Source organism: Pseudomonas sp. BRG-100 (genome assembly GCF_000737955.1).
In the GTDB taxonomy this organism is placed as follows: domain Bacteria; phylum Pseudomonadota; class Gammaproteobacteria; order Pseudomonadales; family Pseudomonadaceae; genus Aquipseudomonas; species Aquipseudomonas synxantha_A.
On the sequence record NZ_JPRX01000001.1, the window covers coordinates 1,985,614 to 2,004,175 of the forward strand.

At 60.0% G+C, this 18,562-nt stretch carries 12 protein-coding genes; 5 read left to right on the forward strand and 7 right to left on the reverse strand.

Annotated elements, in window-relative coordinates:
* Positions 1-59: 59 nt before the first annotated feature.
* The gene (locus JH25_RS18420) at positions 60-5,240 is read left to right on the forward strand and encodes a dermonecrotic toxin domain-containing protein (RefSeq protein ID WP_032877585.1); all 5,181 of its coding nucleotides are present in this window, start codon (positions 60-62) and stop codon (positions 5,238-5,240) included.
* On the opposite strand, the gene JH25_RS18415 is transcribed toward JH25_RS18420, so the two are convergent.
* The 5 genes from JH25_RS18415 to JH25_RS18395 form a co-directional block, all read right to left on the reverse strand.
* Positions 5,241-5,723 (reverse strand): CS1 type fimbrial major subunit, encoded by a 483-nt coding sequence (locus JH25_RS18415; protein WP_032881089.1) that lies wholly within the window; start codon positions 5,721-5,723, stop codon positions 5,241-5,243. It abuts the gene before it with no gap.
* A gap of 5 nt (positions 5,724-5,728) precedes the next feature.
* Positions 5,729-6,487, reverse strand: coding sequence for a pilus assembly protein (locus JH25_RS18410; RefSeq protein ID WP_032877587.1), 759 nt, complete (start codon positions 6,485-6,487; stop codon positions 5,729-5,731).
* Positions 6,488-6,546: 59 nt separating this feature from the next.
* The gene (locus JH25_RS18405) at positions 6,547-7,791 is read right to left on the reverse strand and encodes a hypothetical protein (protein WP_032877589.1); all 1,245 of its coding nucleotides are present in this window, start codon (positions 7,789-7,791) and stop codon (positions 6,547-6,549) included.
* 19 nt (positions 7,792-7,810) lie between these two features.
* Positions 7,811-10,333, reverse strand: a complete 2,523-nt coding sequence (locus tag JH25_RS18400; RefSeq protein WP_032877591.1) for a CS1-pili formation C-terminal domain-containing protein — start codon at positions 10,331-10,333, stop codon at positions 7,811-7,813.
* Positions 10,334-10,441: 108 nt separating this feature from the next.
* Positions 10,442-10,939, reverse strand: a complete 498-nt coding sequence (locus JH25_RS18395; protein ID WP_032877593.1) for a CS1 type fimbrial major subunit — start codon at positions 10,937-10,939, stop codon at positions 10,442-10,444.
* A gap of 493 nt (positions 10,940-11,432) precedes the next feature.
* Here JH25_RS18395 and JH25_RS18390 point away from each other — a divergent pair, with 493 nt between their 5' ends.
* On the forward strand, positions 11,433-11,942 hold the full coding sequence (locus JH25_RS18390) for a PadR family transcriptional regulator (protein WP_032877595.1): 510 nt from the start codon (positions 11,433-11,435) through the stop codon (positions 11,940-11,942).
* Positions 11,939-12,706 (forward strand): siderophore-interacting protein, encoded by a 768-nt coding sequence (locus JH25_RS18385; RefSeq protein ID WP_032877596.1) that lies wholly within the window; start codon positions 11,939-11,941, stop codon positions 12,704-12,706. Before JH25_RS18390 ends, JH25_RS18385 begins: the two co-directional genes overlap by 4 nt.
* Position 12,707: 1 nt before the next feature.
* On the opposite strand, the gene JH25_RS18380 is transcribed toward JH25_RS18385, so the two are convergent.
* Positions 12,708-13,331, reverse strand: a complete 624-nt coding sequence (locus JH25_RS18380) for a Pr6Pr family membrane protein (protein WP_032877598.1) — start codon at positions 13,329-13,331, stop codon at positions 12,708-12,710.
* A gap of 4 nt (positions 13,332-13,335) precedes the next feature.
* On the reverse strand, positions 13,336-13,569 hold the full coding sequence (locus tag JH25_RS18375; RefSeq protein ID WP_003188882.1) for a VF530 family DNA-binding protein: 234 nt from the start codon (positions 13,567-13,569) through the stop codon (positions 13,336-13,338).
* 171 nt (positions 13,570-13,740) lie between these two features.
* On the opposite strand from JH25_RS18375, the gene JH25_RS18370 reads away from it, so the two are divergent.
* Positions 13,741-15,759 carry a TonB-dependent receptor gene (locus tag JH25_RS18370; RefSeq protein WP_032877600.1) on the forward strand — a complete coding sequence of 673 codons (2,019 nt, stop codon included), beginning with the start codon at positions 13,741-13,743 and terminating at the stop codon, positions 15,757-15,759.
* A gap of 372 nt (positions 15,760-16,131) precedes the next feature.
* Positions 16,132-18,549 (forward strand): glucose/quinate/shikimate family membrane-bound PQQ-dependent dehydrogenase, encoded by a 2,418-nt coding sequence (locus JH25_RS18365; protein ID WP_032877602.1) that lies wholly within the window; start codon positions 16,132-16,134, stop codon positions 18,547-18,549.
* The last annotated feature ends 13 nt before the right edge of the window (positions 18,550-18,562 follow it).

Sequence of the window (18,562 nt, forward strand, 5' to 3'; positions counted from 1 at the left end):
AGGGTGATTAGTGTAGATCGGGTTGATCATCCGACTGTTCACTTAAAGGCATCAAAACCATGTTACTCGAACGCCCCTACCTACACGCTGCGAGCCACGCCAGCCAGGGTATTCATTTTGACTTTATCCAGCGTGCAATTCCGGATTGGCTCCGCACTGCCACGCTGACACGTGTTCGCGCAGTGCGGGGCGCCAGCCCTTATGTCTATACCCGCCTCAAGGCTGTGGACGCGCCTGCAGACCCTGCCCCCAGAGAAGCGATGGCCGAACATTGGGCAGCCAGGAACGCCTTGGATGAACAACTCAAATACATGAAGGACGTGTATTCATTCGCCGAGCGCCTGCTCAAAAAAGCCTTACGGGAATACGGCAACATTGATGTGAGAAACACCTTTATCCGTCTTTATGCCCCCGCCAAGAAAAGCTGGTGGGTCATTGGGGTGCACAAAGGTGTGACCAGCCGAACCGTGTCGTTGCTGGATGCCGCACTGCATAACTTCTGCGCCAGTGAGCAGTTTGCCGACTATGCGTTCTTGTCCCGCGTCGACGCTCGTGGCCAGCAAAACATCCTGACGCTGACCTCCGGCACCAGTGGTCAACCCTTGACGGCACTGGGTTTCAAAAACCTGTGCCGCTCGCTCGATATCGGCCGGCAATACCAGACACGGTTATTGAGTACCCTGGGCTTCAGCAATCCGGTCCAGGCCGATTCCTTACGGCTCAAAGTGATTGCCTGCGACAAAGCCTCGCTTAAAAATGCAGCCTGCATCGCCTTTGCACAGCAGCACATCAAAGCCGATGCGAGGCGTTTGCTCTTTGATATCGTCGAAGGCAAGCCCACCCCATCCCTGGGTGGCATACCGGTGGATTACTACAACCTGAGCCTGCTGGATGCCCGGTTGAGCGGTGTCCTATTGATTGCTGCGCCCCAAGGCCGCGACAAACACATCGAACGCTTGATTGCCTATATCCCCGAGGACCCCGAGCATCCGTTGAAGGAATACGCCTCGCCGGTCGCGTTCATGAACGAGTTGACGCGCCAATTGCGCGACAACCCCTCGCCCCTCGATGCAACAGGCCAAACGCCGAACAAGGCGACCTACCGCCAGTTCTTCAGTCAATTTATCGACCACAAACAACGCGGACATTTTTTCGCTGAATTGCAAAGCCGCCTGTACAAAGTGCAGTGGCACCAAAAGGCACGCACCGACAACGGCCCCAGCTGGCAAACCCTTGCGGTGGACACGCCGCAGTTGCACTTCAGCGTGCAAAACATCTTTGACGATTACCAGAACCGCCCGCCCTCGGGCCGCTCCGAGCCCGATACGCTGTGGCATTACCTGTACCGGGTCAAACTCAACAAGATCGTCAACGATACCCGGGAAATTGCCATCACCACCGCCTATGCAGACCTGATGGCACGCTGGGCCTGGTGGGACAACCTGAGCAAGATCCTGTCGGACATCTTTAATGCCGCGCTACTGGTGGTCACCCCATTCGTGCCATTCCTGGGGGAGCTGATGCTCGCCTACACCGCCTACCAGGTGGCCAACGATGTGTTCGAAGGCATCGTTGACTGGGCACAGGGCAAAGGGCTGGAAGCCATCGGTCACGTCATGGAGGTAGTGGAGGCGGTGGTGCAGTTGGGGGCTTGGGCGGCGGCAGGAACTGTCGGCCAGACCCTCACCCTCAAGCTATCGCCATTCGTCGAGAGCCTGCGCCCAGTGGAACTTGCCAGCGGCGAACAACGCTTGTGGAACCCGGATATTTCGCCTTACCAGCAGAGCATCAGCCTGCCCAAAGGCATTGAGCCAGACGCACAAGGCCTGTATCAGCATGCTCAAAAACACTGGCTGGTACATGCTGACAAACACTATCAGGTCAAGCCGGATCCGCACCTGACCCACCACCGGATCGTGCACCCCAACCGGCCGCAAGCCTACCGACCGAAAGTACGCTTCAATGGCAACGGTGCCTGGGTGCATGAAGGCGAACAACCGCGCAGCTGGGACGAGCACACGCTGATGCGCCGTATCAGCTCCGCCACCCATACGCTCACCACCGAACAGCTCGAACAGATCCGCATCATCAGTGGCAGCGAGCCCGACCATCTACGCTATATGTATGTGCACAACCAACCGTCTCCGCCGTTGCTGGTCGATACCCTCGAACGCTTTCGCGCCGGCCGATTTGCCGAAGAATCGGCGGGCAGGATACGCACAGGTCAGATACTTGAGCCGTATTCCTACTGGTTCGAACAGGCCGTCACAGAACTCCCCGGCTGGCCGCCAAGCAAAGCCCTGGAGGTGTTTCACAACAGCGACCTGAGCGGCGACTCGCGCAAGTATGGCGATGCCACCGCCCTGCCGGCCAATACCCTGACCATCAGCCTGGCCGACGTGATGGCGGCCAAACTGCCGGAGCGTGTGCTGGGTTTTCTCGAAGAACAGCAGGTCAATACGCTGCTGGGCGAAACCTTGCCCAAGGCACAACGGGCCCAGGCACTGCGCGACAAATTAGCCAGTTACGTCGATGGCTTTGGCGGCCACATTGCCAGCAGTCACTATCAATTGGGCCAAGCCAGCAGCGATCCGCACATAGCCCTGCTACGCCAGACCTTTCCCGAGCTGCCGCTGAGCAGCGCCAACGCCTTGCTCAAACAGGCATGGCCTGAAGAATTAAAGGCAATGACGGACGAACAGCGCCTGCCCTTGCGCCTCAAGGGCCTGGCTCGAGAACTGTCCTTCGACAACAAGGCCTGCCGTGCAGTCGAAGGGCTTTACCCTCCCCTGCAACCGTCAGCGCAAAGCGAACGGTTGGTACTCAATACCCTGCGTTTGCATAGCGACTCATTCAGCGGCCTGAAAATCGATATACGTGACAACAGCCCCACTGGGTCCCTGCGCTGTAGCGTCGGTGAACACGATGCACCCCAGGTGCGTACCCTGGTGCGTAACGCTCAAGGGGCTTATGAAGTATTCGATGCCGAACCCAAGTCGCTGAATCACACAGCCGATCTGTACGAGTCTGTGCTCTGGACCCTGGCGCAGGTTCCGCAGCGCACCCCGCCCTATGCCGTCGGCGAAGGTGAACGGTTCAGGCAATGGGTGATCGAGCACAATCAGACACCGTCCGAGCGACGCCAGGCGTTGGCCGAACCGCCTGTGAGCAGGCAGCCCGCCCCAGAGGTCGAGGTACTTCTGGGTGGAGGCGCATCGTGCAAAATGAGCCGCACCGACAGCTACGACATGCAACCAAAAACCATTGAGGAGCGCATCAAACAGCTACTTCCCGCCATGAGCAGAGAGGGTATTCGACGCTTATCAAACACGCTGGGAACAATTGAAGGCGAGCAAACGCTGACGCAAATGGAGGCACAAAAACAACAGTTATTCCATCAGCTCGATACCTACATCAAAGGCCCGACCCGCTGGGAAGGCACACCATTGGAGTCAGAAGCACGCAAGCGTCGGGCCGTAGTAGCAATCCGTCTTTACGACGGCTGGAGCAATGGCCTGACTGTTCACCTGGACGAGAGTTTCGAACACCGAGGTGGCATCGCCCTCGATTTATTCAACACCAACATGCCCGATGAGCTACCTACCCTTAGCGTGCCGCTGAACCACATCAGCGACGTGGACCTGCGCGGTTGCGATTTTGCAGACAGTCACGCCGCCTTCCTGAACAACTTCCCTCATCTGCGCGACCTCGACCTGAGCCATAACCGCATCACCCAGTTACCCGAGACTCTCGGCAACCTCAAACGCCTGCGGCGATTGCACTTGGAAAAAAATGCTCTGGTGCTGGATGACTCGGCCATTGCCACGCTAAAGCGGCTCAAACGCCTCAAACAGCTTGAGATGGCCGGCAACCCATTGGGGCAACCGCCGGATATCAGCCAGATGCCAAACTTGACCTTGCTGAACCTGCGCGACACACACATCAAGGATTGGCCTGCCGGGCTGGTGGGCCAATCCCGGCCACGGGGGTTCCAATTGGACCTGAGCGAGAACCCGATCACCCAGTTACCCCATGTGGCGCCAGGCTCGGATGATGCCGACATCATTGCTCGTACACGCCTGGACCAGGGCAAGCTCACCTCGGACTTTCAAGACTTGCTCGCCGAATACCGCGAGTCCGTGGGGTTGGACCCGCTGCGCTTCTACGCCCCCAAAGGCGAGAGCACGCCCTGGCTCACCTACATCAAGACTGAAGAGGTTGAACGCCACCGGCAACTCTGGGATGAGATTGAAAAAGAGCCGGGCTCCCAGGGCTTGTTTGAAGTGATCAAGTCCCTTGAGGAGCCGGATGCGTTTCAAGCCGAGGAGGACCGCTTGGCCTACCAGAGCAATCACCCTGAACTGAGCCAGAGAGTCTGGCGCCTGCTCAGAGCAGTGGAAGCCGACAGCGAATTACGCGACCGCGTGTTCAAGGATACCCGCTACCCTGGATTGTGCCCCGATGCGGGCGCGCTGATCTTTCAGAAACTGGGCATCGAAGTACTCGCCAGCGAAGCCTATCGGACCAGCACATCGCCACAGGAACTGGAGGCCAGGCTGGTGGTACTGGCCCGTGGAGCCGCGCGCGATGCTTACATGGGCAAAGCCATTGGTGAAGATATCGCCCAGCGCCTCAAACCCAAAGAACAGGGGGGGAAGGGGCAGCGGCTATGGTCGCAGGTCGTCGACGGCGAGCATGGAGAGGTCGATGAGGCCGGCATTCATCTGGCCTATCGCAGCACACTGGCAGACCGACTGGACCTACCGTGGTTATCTACCCATATGACCTATCGTACCCTGGCTGACGTGACACCGGAACAGATCGAGAAAGTTGCCAACGCAGTCGCCAGGCTTGAAGAAGGTGACGGGCTGGTGAATCAGATGCTGCTGGACAACGGCTGGGAGCGTTACCTTGAGCAGCACAACCCCACCGCCAAATGGAACAATGACACCGCCTTCGACCTGAAATATGCTCAACTCGACGAACTGCAAGCGCTGCAACAGCAATACGCAGGCTCGCAGGACCTGCCCGAGGCCGATCAGGAACCCCGGCGGGAAAAACTGCGCAGCTTGGCACAGGCGCTGGAGCTGGACGAAAGCAGCGTGTTATCCGGTGATCCCATGAGCTCAACCCTGTTCGATACGACACTCAACGAGTTGGGCTACCGTCACACACAGTGGCTGCGGGACCTGACCCGCGAGGCCTTGAACCGCGCGGGGCTCCGCAGGAACCGGACTTGATCAAGGCGCCGGAAAATCAAACAACAGGTGCACCGTGCCGTAATACTCGCCGCCCTTGTAACCGTCCGCCGGTTCGATGGCGGCAATTTCCAGCTCGGCGCGGCGGCCGGCACGTGCCTCGTCGGCGCTGAGGACCAGGGTCGAATCCAGCGTCAGCGGCACCCGGTTGAACAACACCTGCAGTTCGATACGGTTGCGGCCACTCAACAGGTAAGGCGTATCCCCCAGGCGCGCGGCCACCCCGCCATTGATGTTCTTCACGTCGAAGTTCTTGCGCAGGCGTCCCAGCCGGGCAGTCGCCAGGTCCCAGGCCAGCACCTGGTCCTGCCCCATCCAGTCGGGCTCGGAGGGCAGCACATAGGCTTCATGGATCGGGATGGTCACCGACACATCAAACGTGTGGCGCTCCTGGAACGCCAGCGCCCGTTCGCCCATCAGCACAGGCGCCATCAGTACCGCCAGTACCGTTAGTTGCTTGAACATAGTCATCACCCGTTACTGCTGACCGACATCGGTTTTTTGTTGCGGCCTTCGATCATCTGGAAGTTGAACTGGCGCTCCGGCTTTTTCTCGAGCACCAACTGGCGACCGGGCAGGATGTGGTGCTTGGTGGTGGCCTCACAGTCGGTCTTTTTCGCCACCGAACAATCGCGGAACTCATCGAGCACCACCACGCTGTTGCCCGCATTACGCAGGGTGTACTGGCTGCTGGTCTCGCTGATTTGCGTATCGAAACGGGTGTCCTTGGGCCTGACGAAAAACACCGTGCCGTAGCCCGCCATGACATTGACCCCGGCCGCCAGCGCGTCTTTGTACTCGGCACGCTCTTGATCGGTCACGGCAAAGTCATCTTCCTTTTCCGGTACCACCGGGATGAAGCGCACACGAAAGTAACGTTCGGTGTCGCGTTCGCCCATGTACAGCAACCGTGTGCCCTGACGCCCACCGGCCGGTACGATCAGGCGCGCCGGGCTGGCCATCAGGCCGTCGCGATTGGTGGTGCTGCCTTTGGCGTCGGTCATCGACGCGACGGGCACTTCCCGGGACGTGCCGTCGGCGTTGTAGACGATCTCCAGCACATTGACCTTGATAAACGCGGTACTGGTGCCGCCGTTGTAGACCCGCTTGAGGTAAGAGCTGCGGTCGCCGTCCAGATAGTCATAGACCACCCCAACGTTGATCGCCGGCCCCGCATAAGCGCCCAACGACATCAGGAACAGCCCCACCGCTAACACTGCATGTTTCATGTTTGATTACGCCTTATAGATTGAACCCAGCCAACGGCTGATATACGGCCAGTGCCCACTCAGACTTCTGAATCCCAGATCACCGTGACCACGCCCGAATAGGTGCTGCCCGGATGCTCGAGCATGTCTTTGACGTCGCCGCTTTCGACTTCAAAGTGCAGTTTTCCGGAGCGGTTGTTCACATAAAATACCGGCTGGAACAGCTCGGTGCCCACGCCATCCAGGCGCAGGGGCAGCTTGTTGACGGCTTGCCCGGCCTGGTCCTGCATGCCAAATGGCAGGCTGACAGCCACCTGCAACGGCACCTGGTCCCCCGCGCCGTTGCGCAAGCCACAGGTGTTGCCCACCGCAAGGCTGCATTCGAGCTGCATCTTGAAACGCCCACTGGCGGAAATGACGAAGGTCTGGTCACGGAACAACCGCGCTGGCTGGCGCCCACGGTTGAGCCAGGCTTGCCAACCGCCTTCGGGTAGCAACTCGATGCGGTTGCCGCCCGGCGGGAGATCAACCTTGAGCTCGTGCTCCACCGACAATTGAAAATTGAAAGTCAGGGCGCTTTCAGTCGACGCCATCACGTCACCGAAATCAAAATCCCCGCCCGGCCCGATGCTGTAAGTCAGGGAGCCCCGGTATTCGCCGCTGGCCATGCCTAGCGGGTTAGGGGTTTTGAGTTCGTAGCCGTACTCCAAGTGGTTGTAGGCCAAGCGCGGAAAAGTGGTGCCCGGGTTTACCGTACAAGCCCCCACGCCCTCCGGGACGATCCAGAAAAACAGTGCGAAATTGGCGGATGCCGCCAAGTAGTTAACCCCCTGGCAGGGAGGCGCACCGTACGTCCATAGGTAGCTCCAACCGGTCCCTCCATTGGCCCACCCGCTGACGCCAGGAGGGCGCGGCACATCCCAACGTGTACCAATACCCGCAATGCGCATTTGAACGGTTTCAACCTCACCCGTCCCGACATGGGTCACCTGCACATCACGCCAAGATGAAGGCACTTTGAAATAGGCGCCTTTTCGCGGATCTTCATGGTTGGCCTCGATCGGCTCTACCGAGTTTGCCCTGAATGCCGGATCACGAATACTGAAGGTATTCAGCGCCTCACACCTGGCTGGTACGTGCCACGCACACACGCCACTGTGGGGCGTGGTGTTCTGAAACTTGTTGACCATCGGGTTCGACGGGTCAGGACGAAACACCGCCGTGATGTTTTGCACCAGCGCATGCGCAGGCAGGCTCATGCTGACCAGCGCCAGCGCGAACGCACACTGCTTCAAGCCTGTTCTTGTTGCGTTTTTCACGTTCATAAAAATCCAGTCCATGCCATCAACCAGCGGTTTCGGCGTTGTGGGTCGCTTCTGCGAGCGTGTCCTTGGTGCAGCGCAAATCGCCGATCATCAACACGTCACTTTCATTCGGTGCGTTAGCAGGATCCAGGCGGAACTGACAGAGCAACTGGTTTTGGTAGCGCACTTGCAAGGTGGGTGCGCTGGAACTCATTTCCATCGAGAAGAACCCGTCCACTTCGCTGACTCCACGGCTGGCATGGTTGATCACGTGATGGCCCTTGAGCGGTGCACCACGTTCATCCAACAAGCGACCGAGCACGGTGACGGTTTTCATCACGGTGATTTTCCGGTAGTCCACGCCGCCTTTGTTCAGGTGATAGCTGGCGCGGGTCGGCTGGATATTGGCGGCGGGCGGGTGATTGCCTTCAAAATCGAAGCTCACGCTGCTGCTCTTGTAGGCCGAGACCGGCACGTAGTTGCGCCCGGGCCGCAAGATGGCGCCGCCACCGCCCAGGTCGTCGGCGCGCAGAGCGATTTCATCGAGGTCGGTTTCCACGTCGATGATCATCCCGGCACCGTTACCCTGGTATTGGCTGCTCAGCAGCATCTTGCCGGCACCGGCGACAAAGGTGCTGTTGAGGTTCAAACCACCACTCAGGTCGCCATTGAAGGAGCTGCGCTGCACAAAGCCGTCGCCACTGAACGCGTCTGTATTGAAGCTGGCCATGCCCGACAGGCCGACACCATAGGTATCGGTGATCGCTGTCGCCGAGACGCTTTGCAGCGCGTGGTCGGTGAGGTCCTGGCGCAGGGTCACCGAAGCGTTATTGTCGCGCCCGCCATCACGGGCGGTACGGGTGCCGATGCTGCCGGAAATCTGCCGGCCATCGCGGCCCAGGTTCATGCTGACGCTCACGTCCACGCCGCGATTGCGCGCATCGTTGGTGCCAGCGCTACCGGGCCGATCGAACACCGAGAAGCGCCAGTTGGCATCGCTGCCGAACAGGTTGTCGTGGCGGCTCCAGCCCAGGTCCAACCCCGCGCCCTCGATATTGCCCTCACTGTGGGACAGGCGCATGTTCAGGGTGTTTTTCGCGTCGAGGCGGTGGTTGACCGACAACGCGGTGTTGCTGGCCTCACCCACGAAGGTATTGCGGCGCAGACGCGTACCGTCCGGCAGTGTTTCGTAGGTGTCACGCGTGTCTAGCCAGCTGCGGTTATGGCTGAACACCAGGTTGGTTGAGCCCAAGGTGTAGAGCCCTTGCAGGTCCATGCCGGTGCCATGTTCCTGGGTCTGGTACAGGTTGGCATAGACGCTGGTGTTGTTGGCCACCGTCCAGTCCATCGACCCGCCGTACTGGAGTTGCTCGCGCACCTGGCGGGCCGACAGGCCAAGGATCACGCGCGGGTGTACCAGATAGTTGAGCGACGCACCGGCCGTCATTGCACCCGAAGCCTGTTCGTCCCAGTTGCTGAACAACTTGGTCTCGCGCCCGGCGAACAGGTTGTAGCGCCAGCGGTCTTCGGCGTTGCGCCAGTTACTGGGCTTGTACACCAGCTCCTGGGTGGTGCTGGTGGTGAGGCCGTCTTCCACCAGGCGCACTTCCACTTCATAGATGCCGCCGGGCAGTGGCCGTGTATCGAGGGTTTGCAGGCCTGCCGCTACCGCCTGGGTATTGATCAGCAAGCCGTTGCGGTAGATCTCCACCGCCGCTTGGCGGTTGGCGGTAACGTAGATCGGGTACACGCTGGGCTTGGTGTTGTTGATGGCCAGGCTGTCGGAGCTGCCATACATCAGGCCCAGCGCCGTGTCGGGGCTGGCGCCGAAGCTGCGCAGTTGACGGGTCAGGCCGTCGGAATTGGGGGTGAAGTGACCCAGGCGGAAAAACTGCCCTTCGAGTTCGCGCTGGGTGTACAGCTCGTGAATCGCGTGGCGCATGGGTTCGTTGTCGCCACTCTGACGCGCCAGTTGCAGGTTGAATACCTGGCTCCAGTTACCCACGCTGGAACTGGCTTGCAAGCCATAGCGACCGCCCAGGCTGTCTTCCTGGCTGCCGTTGAGGTTGAGCTGGTTGTTAATGATCAGCCCCAGGCTGCCGCCTTCGGGCTGGTCATAGAAACGCGGAATGTCGTCACTGCGTTCGACGTCCTGGGTCAGGATCGACAACTGGGAGTTTTCCAGGTTGTAGAACGCCGAGATCATTTTTTCCGGGCAGGCCTGGGTGCAGGCGCCCAGGGCCACGCCTTTTTCCAACACGGCTTGCCAGGTATCACGGGTAGCGGCCGGGACTTTGCTGTCGCCGGTGTCGGTAAATTCGAGCAAGGTCACGCGATCATCCCGTGACAGCACAATCAGAGCCTCGCCCAGCGGTTGCTGGTCAAGGTCCACACGCACCGCCAACGGCACGTCGAAAAAGTGATCACTGAAACCTGCGGGCAGACCTTGGGCCTGGGTAATCAAGCTGCCAGGGGTTGCAGCGCCGGAGGCAGCGGGTGCAGCCAGCGCACTCGTACACATCAACAGCGCAAGCGCAACCGCGATAGGCGTCATCGGAAACATGGACGGATACCCTGAATGCCAAGAGATAAAAAAACCAGGTCGGCGGACAGAGAAGGGAATCAGCCGACCTGCAAGTGAATGCCCGTGATTAACAGGCACTCATTGGCATCACAGGGCTGGCAGTACGGCGTCGAATACCACCGGAATGGTGGTGGTGTAGGCACCGCGCTGAGTCGCCGTAGGCTTGGCGGCAGCGATGCGCATTTCCGCACCCACGCCTGGGGTGGAGTCGGCTTCGTTGACCACTTCCTGTGGCGTGCCGGTGAGGGTCACCCCGTTGAGGGTGGTGGTAACCGGGATGTTCTGCGCGGCATCACCGTTGAACAGCACCGCCGGGCCACCTTCGATGTAGGCGGCAACCGAACCGTTGGTGTTCTTGATGTCGTAGATGGCGCTCAGGGGAGCCAATTCACCGCTGACCAGGTTGTAGGTCATGGTCTCGTCACGGCCCCAGTTCGGATCACGCGGCTGGGCGTGGAACACGGTGGTCGGGATGTTTGCCTTGAGGTTGACGGTGTGGCTGGCTTCACCGGCAGCGATAGCGGTTACCGAGGAAGACAGCGCCAGAACAGCCAGGGGAACAGCAACAGCAAACTTCTTGAACATGGTCAATACCTGTAGTTGACAACATTGATTGGTTCATTGCCAAGGAGATCCCTAACAACGAATTACATTGCCGATTAGTTGGAACAAGCAATGCCAAACAATGATCAATCGAAACTATAGGCAGGTATGCAGGCGCATTCCAAAATGAGCGTAGCCCTTGTAAACAGCGGTTGAGCGAAAAAGATGGCATTTCGCCAAAACTTTAAAATTATCCGTAGGAAACAGGCTACACACTTAAAAACACGATAAAGAAGTTACTGTAAGACACAGACCACACCAACTCAAAAGCACCTCCACAACCACGGGCCAGATAAGAATTCGAGTCATGACTCTAATTAAAGTTATAACTCTATAAATAGAAAAGATCCAATCGGACTTGTTTCACTTATGACCGAAACCCGTGCCTACCCCGTTGACCGTTGGTCGCCAAGGACTACCATTTCAGCAAAGATATATCTTAAGTTATATCTAAACCTGTTCAGAGGACTTGCGCATGAGACACGAGCATCGCGGCGAATTTGAAAAACGCGGCGGCCGCGGCCCACGGGTATTCGCCCCCGGCGACCTGAAGCTGCTGCTGTTGTCATTGATCGCCGAGCAACCTTGCCATGGCTACGACCTGATCCGCCGCATCGAGAGCCTGTTCGACGGCGCCTACAGCCCCAGTCCCGGCGTGATCTACCCCACCCTGACCTTTCTTGAAGAGAGCGAGCTGATCAGCGGCGACGCCGATGGTGGAAAAAAACGCTACACAATCACCGACGCCGGTCGTCTCTTCTTAAGCGAACAAGCCGTTGCCCTGGATGGCGTGCGCATGCGCCTGGATGTCAGCAAGCGCTCGCTGCGTGGCCACGACCGCCCACCCCAGATCCATGAGGCGGTGCACAACCTGCGCCACGCCTTGCATTCGCACAACGGGCACTGGAGCCCGGAAGAAATCATTCGTGTCGCGGCGCTGCTCAATCGCACCGCTCAAGCCATTGCCGACGGGACAGACCAATGAACACACAAGCCATTCATCGCGTGACCCACGAAATCAAACGCCGCCGCCTGGAAGTTCTGCGGGTGGTGGACATCACCCCGCGCATGCGCCGCATCACACTGGGCGGGCCTGAGCTGGAGGGCTTTATCAGCCTGGGCAGCGACGATCACATCAAGCTGCTGTTCCCGCAGAACGCCGCCGAGCAAGCAGCGCTTGAAAGCCCGACGTTCGCCATCAAGGGCGACGGCCCGCAACCGGCCATGCGCGACTACACGCCACGGCGCTACGACCTGGAAACCGGCGAGCTGGATATCGACTTCGTGCTGCATGGCGATGGCCCTGCGTCCACCTGGGCCGAGCAGGCGCAGGTCGGGCAGCACCTGTATATCGGTGGGCCACGGGGCTCGATGATCGTGCCGGACATTTTCGACAGCTACCTGCTGATCGGCGACGAAACTGCCCTGCCCGCCATTGCGCGGCGTCTGGAGGAGTTGCCCGCTGGGCGCAAGGTGCTTGCGGTGATTGAAATCGCCGATGCGGCGGAGCAACAGACGCTGCAAAGTGCGGCCGATGTGGAGGTGATCTGGGCGCTGCGTGGCCGCGATGACCTGCTTGAGGTGGTGCAAAACCTGACGCTGCCCGACGGCACGCTGTACAGCTTCGTGGCGACCGAAACCAGGTTGTCGCGCCAAGTACGGCGGGCGTTGCTGGACACCCACAAAGTCAATGAGGAATACCTCAAGGCCGTGGGTTACTGGCGCGCCGACGGCAGCCCGCAAGAGTGAGTCAGGGCCGGGGCTTGATGAATTTATCCAGCCCCACCATCACCAACGCTATCGCCACAAACCCCGCCAGAATCCCCCCGGCATTCACAAACACTTGTGGATAACCGAGGCGGTCCACATCGATGAACGGGTACTGATATTGCCCAAGCAAATGCCCACGCATCAGCACATACGCGAAGTACATCAATGGGTAAATCACCCAGGCGCCGATGTGCTTGAGGCGCAAAAAACCCTTGGGCACACAGCGCCACCAATAAATCAGAAACAGCAACGGCATCACGTCGTGCAGCAATTCATCGGCGATAAATTGAAAGCCTTCAGGGCTCCACAAATGCCGCAGCAGCAGGTTGTAGGCCAGGCTTACCACCACAATGCTCACGGCGACTCCACTGCTGATGTGAGGTGCCAGGAAAAACCGTTTGCCGGCTGACTCCCGGTTGACCCAGGCATAGCTCAACACCACCACCACCAGGGTGTTGGTCAACACGGTGAAGAAACTGAAAAAACTCACCAGCCCACCCAGCAGGCTGGCTTCAATGGACCAGCGTGAATAAAGGATCAGGTACTGCTGGATCGCCAACCCCACCCAGCCGGCAAGCGCCGCCGTCGCGACAAAACGCTTCATGGGTTCAGTCCAGCGGGCGTTTGGTGCGCATCAGCTTGACGTACAACCCTTCGACTTTTTCCCGCGCCCAAGGCGTCTTGCGCAGGAAGGTCAGGCTCGACTTGATGCTCGGGTCGCTCTTGAAGCAGCGGATATCAATACGTTCGGCCAAGCCGCTCCATTCGTAATGCTCCACCAGGGTGGTGAGCACGTGTTGCAGGGTCACGCCGTGGAGCGGGTCGTTGCTTGTCGCGGTCATGCCGGGCCTTTTGCAAAAAGAGGAAACACAGCCGCGCACCTTAGCCGACGAGGCGTGCAGGTGGAAGCATCGCATTGAATATAGCCCGCCAGGAAAAGTTCCCCTTCCAGACGAAAAAAGAGATGTTATATTGTAACTATATCTATCAGACGTTTTGCCTAGGAATATCCGATGTCCCTGCCTTCTCTCTGGCGCTTGTCCCCTCTCGCCGCCGCCTTGTTGATCAGCTCACAAGCCTATGCCCTGGAACTGCCCCCCCAAGTCGTTACTGGCAACCCGCTGGGTAGCGAACAATTGGCCTCGCCCACCACTGTGCTGGAAGGTGATGAGCTGACCCTGCAACAAAAAGGCAGCCTCGGCGAAACCCTGAACAAGCAGCCCGGGGTGTCATCGTCGTATTTCGGCCCAGGCGCCAGCCGCCCGATCATTCGCGGCCAGGATGGCGACCGTATTCGCATCCTGCGCAACGGCGTGGGGGCGCTGGATGCGTCATCGCTGTCCTATGACCACGCGGTGCCGCTGGACCCGATCAATGTCGACCGTATCGAAATCGTGCGCGGCCCCGCAGCATTGCTGTACGGCGGCAGTGCCATCGGTGGCGTGGTCAACACCTTCGACAACCGCATCCCCACCGAGGCCATCGAAGGCATCCACGGTGCGGGGGAACTGCGCTACGGCGGCGCCGACACCACCCGCAGCAGCGCGGGCAAGCTGGAGGCCGGCAACGGCACATTCGCCTTGCACCTGGACGCCAATGCGCGGGAATTCAACGACCTGAAAATCCCCGGTTATGCGCGCAGCCGCCACGCGCCGGAGAGCGAAAACGGCCCCGGCAAAAACGGCCGCCTGGGTAACAGCAACGGACGTCAGGACGGCGGTGCGGTGGGTGGTTCCTACACCTGGGATGATGGTTACGCGGGCCTGTCCTACAGCAACTACGACAGTAATTATGGCTCCCCCGCCGAGCAGGATGTACGCATCCGCATGAAGCAGGATCATTACGCCTTTGCCTCCGAAATCCGCAACCTGCAGGGCCCGTTTACCTCGGTGAAGATCGACGCGGGCTACACCGAGTATCAGCACCGCGAAATTGAAGGCGGCGAAACCGGCACCACCTTCAAGAACAAAGGCTATGAAGCCCGAGTGGAGGCGCGTCACCAGCCCATCGGCCCGTTCGACGGCGTGGTCGGCGCCCAAGTGACCCGCAATGAATTTTCGGCCCTGGGTGAGGAAGCGTTCGTACCGCAGACCGATACCAACGCTGGCGCCCTGTTTATCCTGGAAGAGATGCAAGCCACCGAGCGCTTGAAACTCAGCCTGGGTGCGCGCCTTGAGCACACCAACGTCGACCCGGATGGCAAGGGCAATGCGCGCTTTGCCACTGCGGATAAATCCAACGACTTCACCGCAGGCAGCCTGTCGTCGGGTGCGGTCTACACGCTTACGCCAATCTGGTCGGTGGCCGCGACGCTGGGCTACACCGAGCGCGCCCCGACCTTCTACGAGCTGTATGCCAACGGTGCCCACGTCGCCACCGGCACCTATGAATTGGGCGACGCCAACCTGTCGAAAGAAAAGGCCGTGTCCAGCGACCTGGCCCTGCGTTTTGACAATGGCACCCATAAGGGCAGCTTTGGCGTGTTCTACAGCCGCTTCTCCAACTACATCGGTTTGCTCGGCACTGGCCGCACGTTGAACGACGAGGGTGAAGAGGATGCTGGCGGTATTCCCGAGTACGGCTACTCCGGCGTACGTGCGCGTTTCGCCGGTTTCGAAGCCCAGGATCACTGGAAGCTCGGCGAAGGCGCCTACGGCAAGTTCGCTCTGGAACTGTCGGGCGACTACACCCGCGCCACCAACCTGGACAGCGGCGAAGCCTTGCCGCGCATTGCGCCCCTGCGTTTGAACAGCGGCTTGCTGTGGGAACTGGATCGCTGGCAGGCACGTATCGATGTGGAACATGCTGCGGGCCAAGGGCGCGTGCCGGATAACGAGAGCGGCACCGATGGCTACACCACTTTGGGAGCAAGCGCGGGGTATCGCTTCAACGTCGGTGGCAGCCAGTGGCTGGCGTTCGTCAACGGTGAAAACCTGACCAACCAGACCGTGCGCTACGCCAGCTCGATCCTGCGCGACATCGCACCGGCACCGGGGCGCAGTGTGCAGTTCGGCATCCGCACCACCTTCTGACCAACACCGAAAACCCTTTGTGGGAGCAAGCCCCCTCCCACATTATTAGCCAGCGACTATCTGTCACTGTTACCAAAACTGAAATGATGCATCTTGCGATTCACCCTTTCTCAAAACGCCCCGCCGCATTATCCTTCGCAACAATCTGAAACGCTTCACCTCCCGGTCGCCCCATTTGCCGAATCTCTTCATGCACAAAGACAGCGCTGTCTTGAATCGACTAGCGCCGGGGGGGTTATTGCCCGCCTGTGGATAACCGAGTTATCCACAGAAAAAACCAAAAATAACGATGAACCAAGCCCGAGCCGAATCGTCATCTACAGTGAGTGAAGCACGGGGTTACATAATTCCAACGTAACGGAGAAACACACTATGAGCACTGATGGTGCCTCAAGCCCAAGCCGCCTGTTGCCCAGGCTGCTGGGGGTCTTGCTGCTGATCATGGGGCTGGCCTTGCTGGCCGGCGGCGTCAAGCTGAGTATGCTCGGCGGGTCGCTGTACTACCTGCTGGCCGGTATCGGCATTGCCTTGACCGGCGTGTTGCTGCTGGCTACCCGCCGCGCTGCGCTGGGCCTGTATGCACTGGTGTTGTTCGCCAGCACCGTGTGGGCCCTGTGGGAAGTGGGCCTGGACTGGTGGCAGCTGGTGCCACGCCTGGCCCTGCTGTTCGCCCTGGGCATCGTCATGCTGCTGCCGTGGTTTCGCCGGCCATTGCTGCGTGGCCAAGCCGCGCCGCTGGGCACTGGCGCGCTGAGCGTGGCCGTGGTGCTGGCGGGCGCAACCGCCCTGGCCAGCCAGTTCACCAACCCAGGTGAAATGGTCAAGACCGGCCAACTGGACCGCGACGCGGTCCCCGGCATGGCCAACGCCGCACCCTCCCAAGCCGATGGCGACTGGAACTCCTATGGCCGTTCGGCCTTCGGTGACCGTTACTCGCCACTGGCACAGATCACTCCGGAAAACGCCCACAAACTGGTGCCGGCGTGGACCTATCGCACCGGCGATATCCCGGGGCCGAACGATCCGGGTGAAACCACCGCGGAAAACACCCCGCTGAAAGTCAACGGCATGCTCTACGTGTGCACGCCGCACAGCCAGGTGATCGCGCTGGACCCGGACACCGGCAAGGAAATCTGGCGCTTCGATCCGAAGATCAGCAGCCAGGGCGCCGAGAACTTCAAGGGTTGGGCGCACATGACCTGCCGTGGCGTGTCGTATCACGATGACGCCGCCTACGCTTCCGAACAGAGCCCGACTGGCAGCGCTAGCCCGGCTGCGGCACCGACTGCCTGCCCGAAACGCATCTTTGTGCCGACTGCCGACACCCGTCTGATCGCCCTGAACGCCGACACCGGCAAGATGTGTGAAGACTTCGGTGACAAAGGCCAGGTCGACCTGCGCGCCAACATCGGCAGCTTCGCCCCAGGCGGCTACTACTCCACTTCGCCACCGGCCGTGACCAAGAACCTGGTGGTGATCGGCGGTCATGTGACCGATAACGTTTCCATCGACGAGCCTAGCGGTGTGATCCGCGCGTTCGACGTGCACACCGGCAAGCTGGTGTGGAACTGGGACAGCGGCAACCCGGACGACACCACCCCGTTGGCCGAGGGCAAGACCTACACCCGCAACTCGCCGAACATGTGGTCCATGTTCGCCGTGGATGAAAAACTCGGCATGTTGTACCTGCCGATGGGCAACCAGATGCCCGACCAGTACGGCGGCGACCGTACCGATGATTCCGAGAAATACGCAGCGGGCCTGACCGCTCTGGACATCGACACCGGCCACGTGAAGTGGACCTTCCAGTTCACCCACCATGACCTGTGGGACATGGACGTGGGCGGCCAGCCTTCGCTGATCGACATCAAGACTGCTGACGGCGTCAAGCAAGCGGTGATGGCATCGACCAAGCAAGGCAGCATCTACGTGCTGGATCGCAGCAACGGTCAGCCAGTGGTTCCGATCAACGAAATCCCTGTACCGCAAGGCGCAGTGGCAGGTGATCGCACCTCCCCGACCCAACCCAAGTCCGACCTGAACTTCATGCCGCCGCCCCTCAAGGAGCGTGACATGTGGGGCGTGACGCCGTTCGACCAACTGATCTGCCGGATCGACTTCAAGTCGATGCGCTACGACGGCCCGTTCACCCCGCCGTCGCTGCAAGGCTCGATCGTGTACCCAGGCAACTTCGGCGTGTTCGACTGGGGCGGCATCTCGGTTGACCCGGTGCGTCAGATCGCGTTCGTGAACCCAAGCTACATGGCGTTCAAATCGAAACTGATCCCGGCAGCCGACATCGCCAAGCAAGGCCCACGCGTCAGCGAAACCGAAGGCGTACAGCCGAACAAAGGCGCGCCGTACGGTGTGATCCTTGAAGCACTGCTGTCGCCGATGGGCCTGCCGTGCCAGGCGCCAGCGTGGGGCTACGTGGCAGCGGTCGACCTGACCAACCACCAGACCATCTGGATGCACAAGAACGGCACCGTGCGTGACAGCTCGCCGGTCCCGATCCCGCTGACCATGGGCGTGCCTAGCCTGGGCGGTACGTTCACCACCGCCGGTGGCGTCGCGTTCCTCAGCGGCACCCTGGACCAGTACCTGCGTGCCTATGACGTGAAAAACGGCAAGCAACTGTGGGAAGGCCGCCTGCCAGCAGGCGCGCAAACCACCCCGATGACCTACACCGGCAAGGACGGCAAGCAATACGTGCTGGTCATGGCCGGCGGTCACGGCTCCCTGGGCACCAAGCAGGGTGACTATGTGATGGCGTTCAAACTGCCGGATTAAGCAGCACCGGCGA

Excerpts from the sequence above, each read along its gene's own strand:
- JH25_RS18375 (WP_003188882.1), bottom strand. The coding sequence starts at position 13,569 with ATGACCGCGACAAGCAACGACCCGCTCCACGGCGTGACCCTGCAACAC.
- JH25_RS18365 (WP_032877602.1), top strand. The coding sequence starts at position 16,132 with ATGAGCACTGATGGTGCCTCAAGCCCAAGCCGCCTGTTGCCCAGGCTG.
- JH25_RS18385 (WP_032877596.1), top strand. The coding sequence starts at position 11,939 with ATGAACACACAAGCCATTCATCGCGTGACCCACGAAATCAAACGCCGC.
- JH25_RS18410 (WP_032877587.1), bottom strand. The coding sequence starts at position 6,487 with ATGAAACATGCAGTGTTAGCGGTGGGGCTGTTCCTGATGTCGTTGGGC.
- JH25_RS18400 (WP_032877591.1), bottom strand. The coding sequence starts at position 10,333 with ATGTTTCCGATGACGCCTATCGCGGTTGCGCTTGCGCTGTTGATGTGT.
- JH25_RS18390 (WP_032877595.1), top strand. The coding sequence starts at position 11,433 with ATGAGACACGAGCATCGCGGCGAATTTGAAAAACGCGGCGGCCGCGGC.
- JH25_RS18395 (WP_032877593.1), bottom strand. The coding sequence starts at position 10,939 with ATGTTCAAGAAGTTTGCTGTTGCTGTTCCCCTGGCTGTTCTGGCGCTG.
- JH25_RS18420 (WP_032877585.1), top strand. The coding sequence starts at position 60 with ATGTTACTCGAACGCCCCTACCTACACGCTGCGAGCCACGCCAGCCAG.
- JH25_RS18405 (WP_032877589.1), bottom strand. The coding sequence starts at position 7,791 with ATGAACGTGAAAAACGCAACAAGAACAGGCTTGAAGCAGTGTGCGTTC.
- JH25_RS18415 (WP_032881089.1), bottom strand. The coding sequence starts at position 5,723 with ATGTTCAAGCAACTAACGGTACTGGCGGTACTGATGGCGCCTGTGCTG.
- JH25_RS18380 (WP_032877598.1), bottom strand. The coding sequence starts at position 13,331 with ATGAAGCGTTTTGTCGCGACGGCGGCGCTTGCCGGCTGGGTGGGGTTG.
- JH25_RS18370 (WP_032877600.1), top strand. The coding sequence starts at position 13,741 with ATGTCCCTGCCTTCTCTCTGGCGCTTGTCCCCTCTCGCCGCCGCCTTG.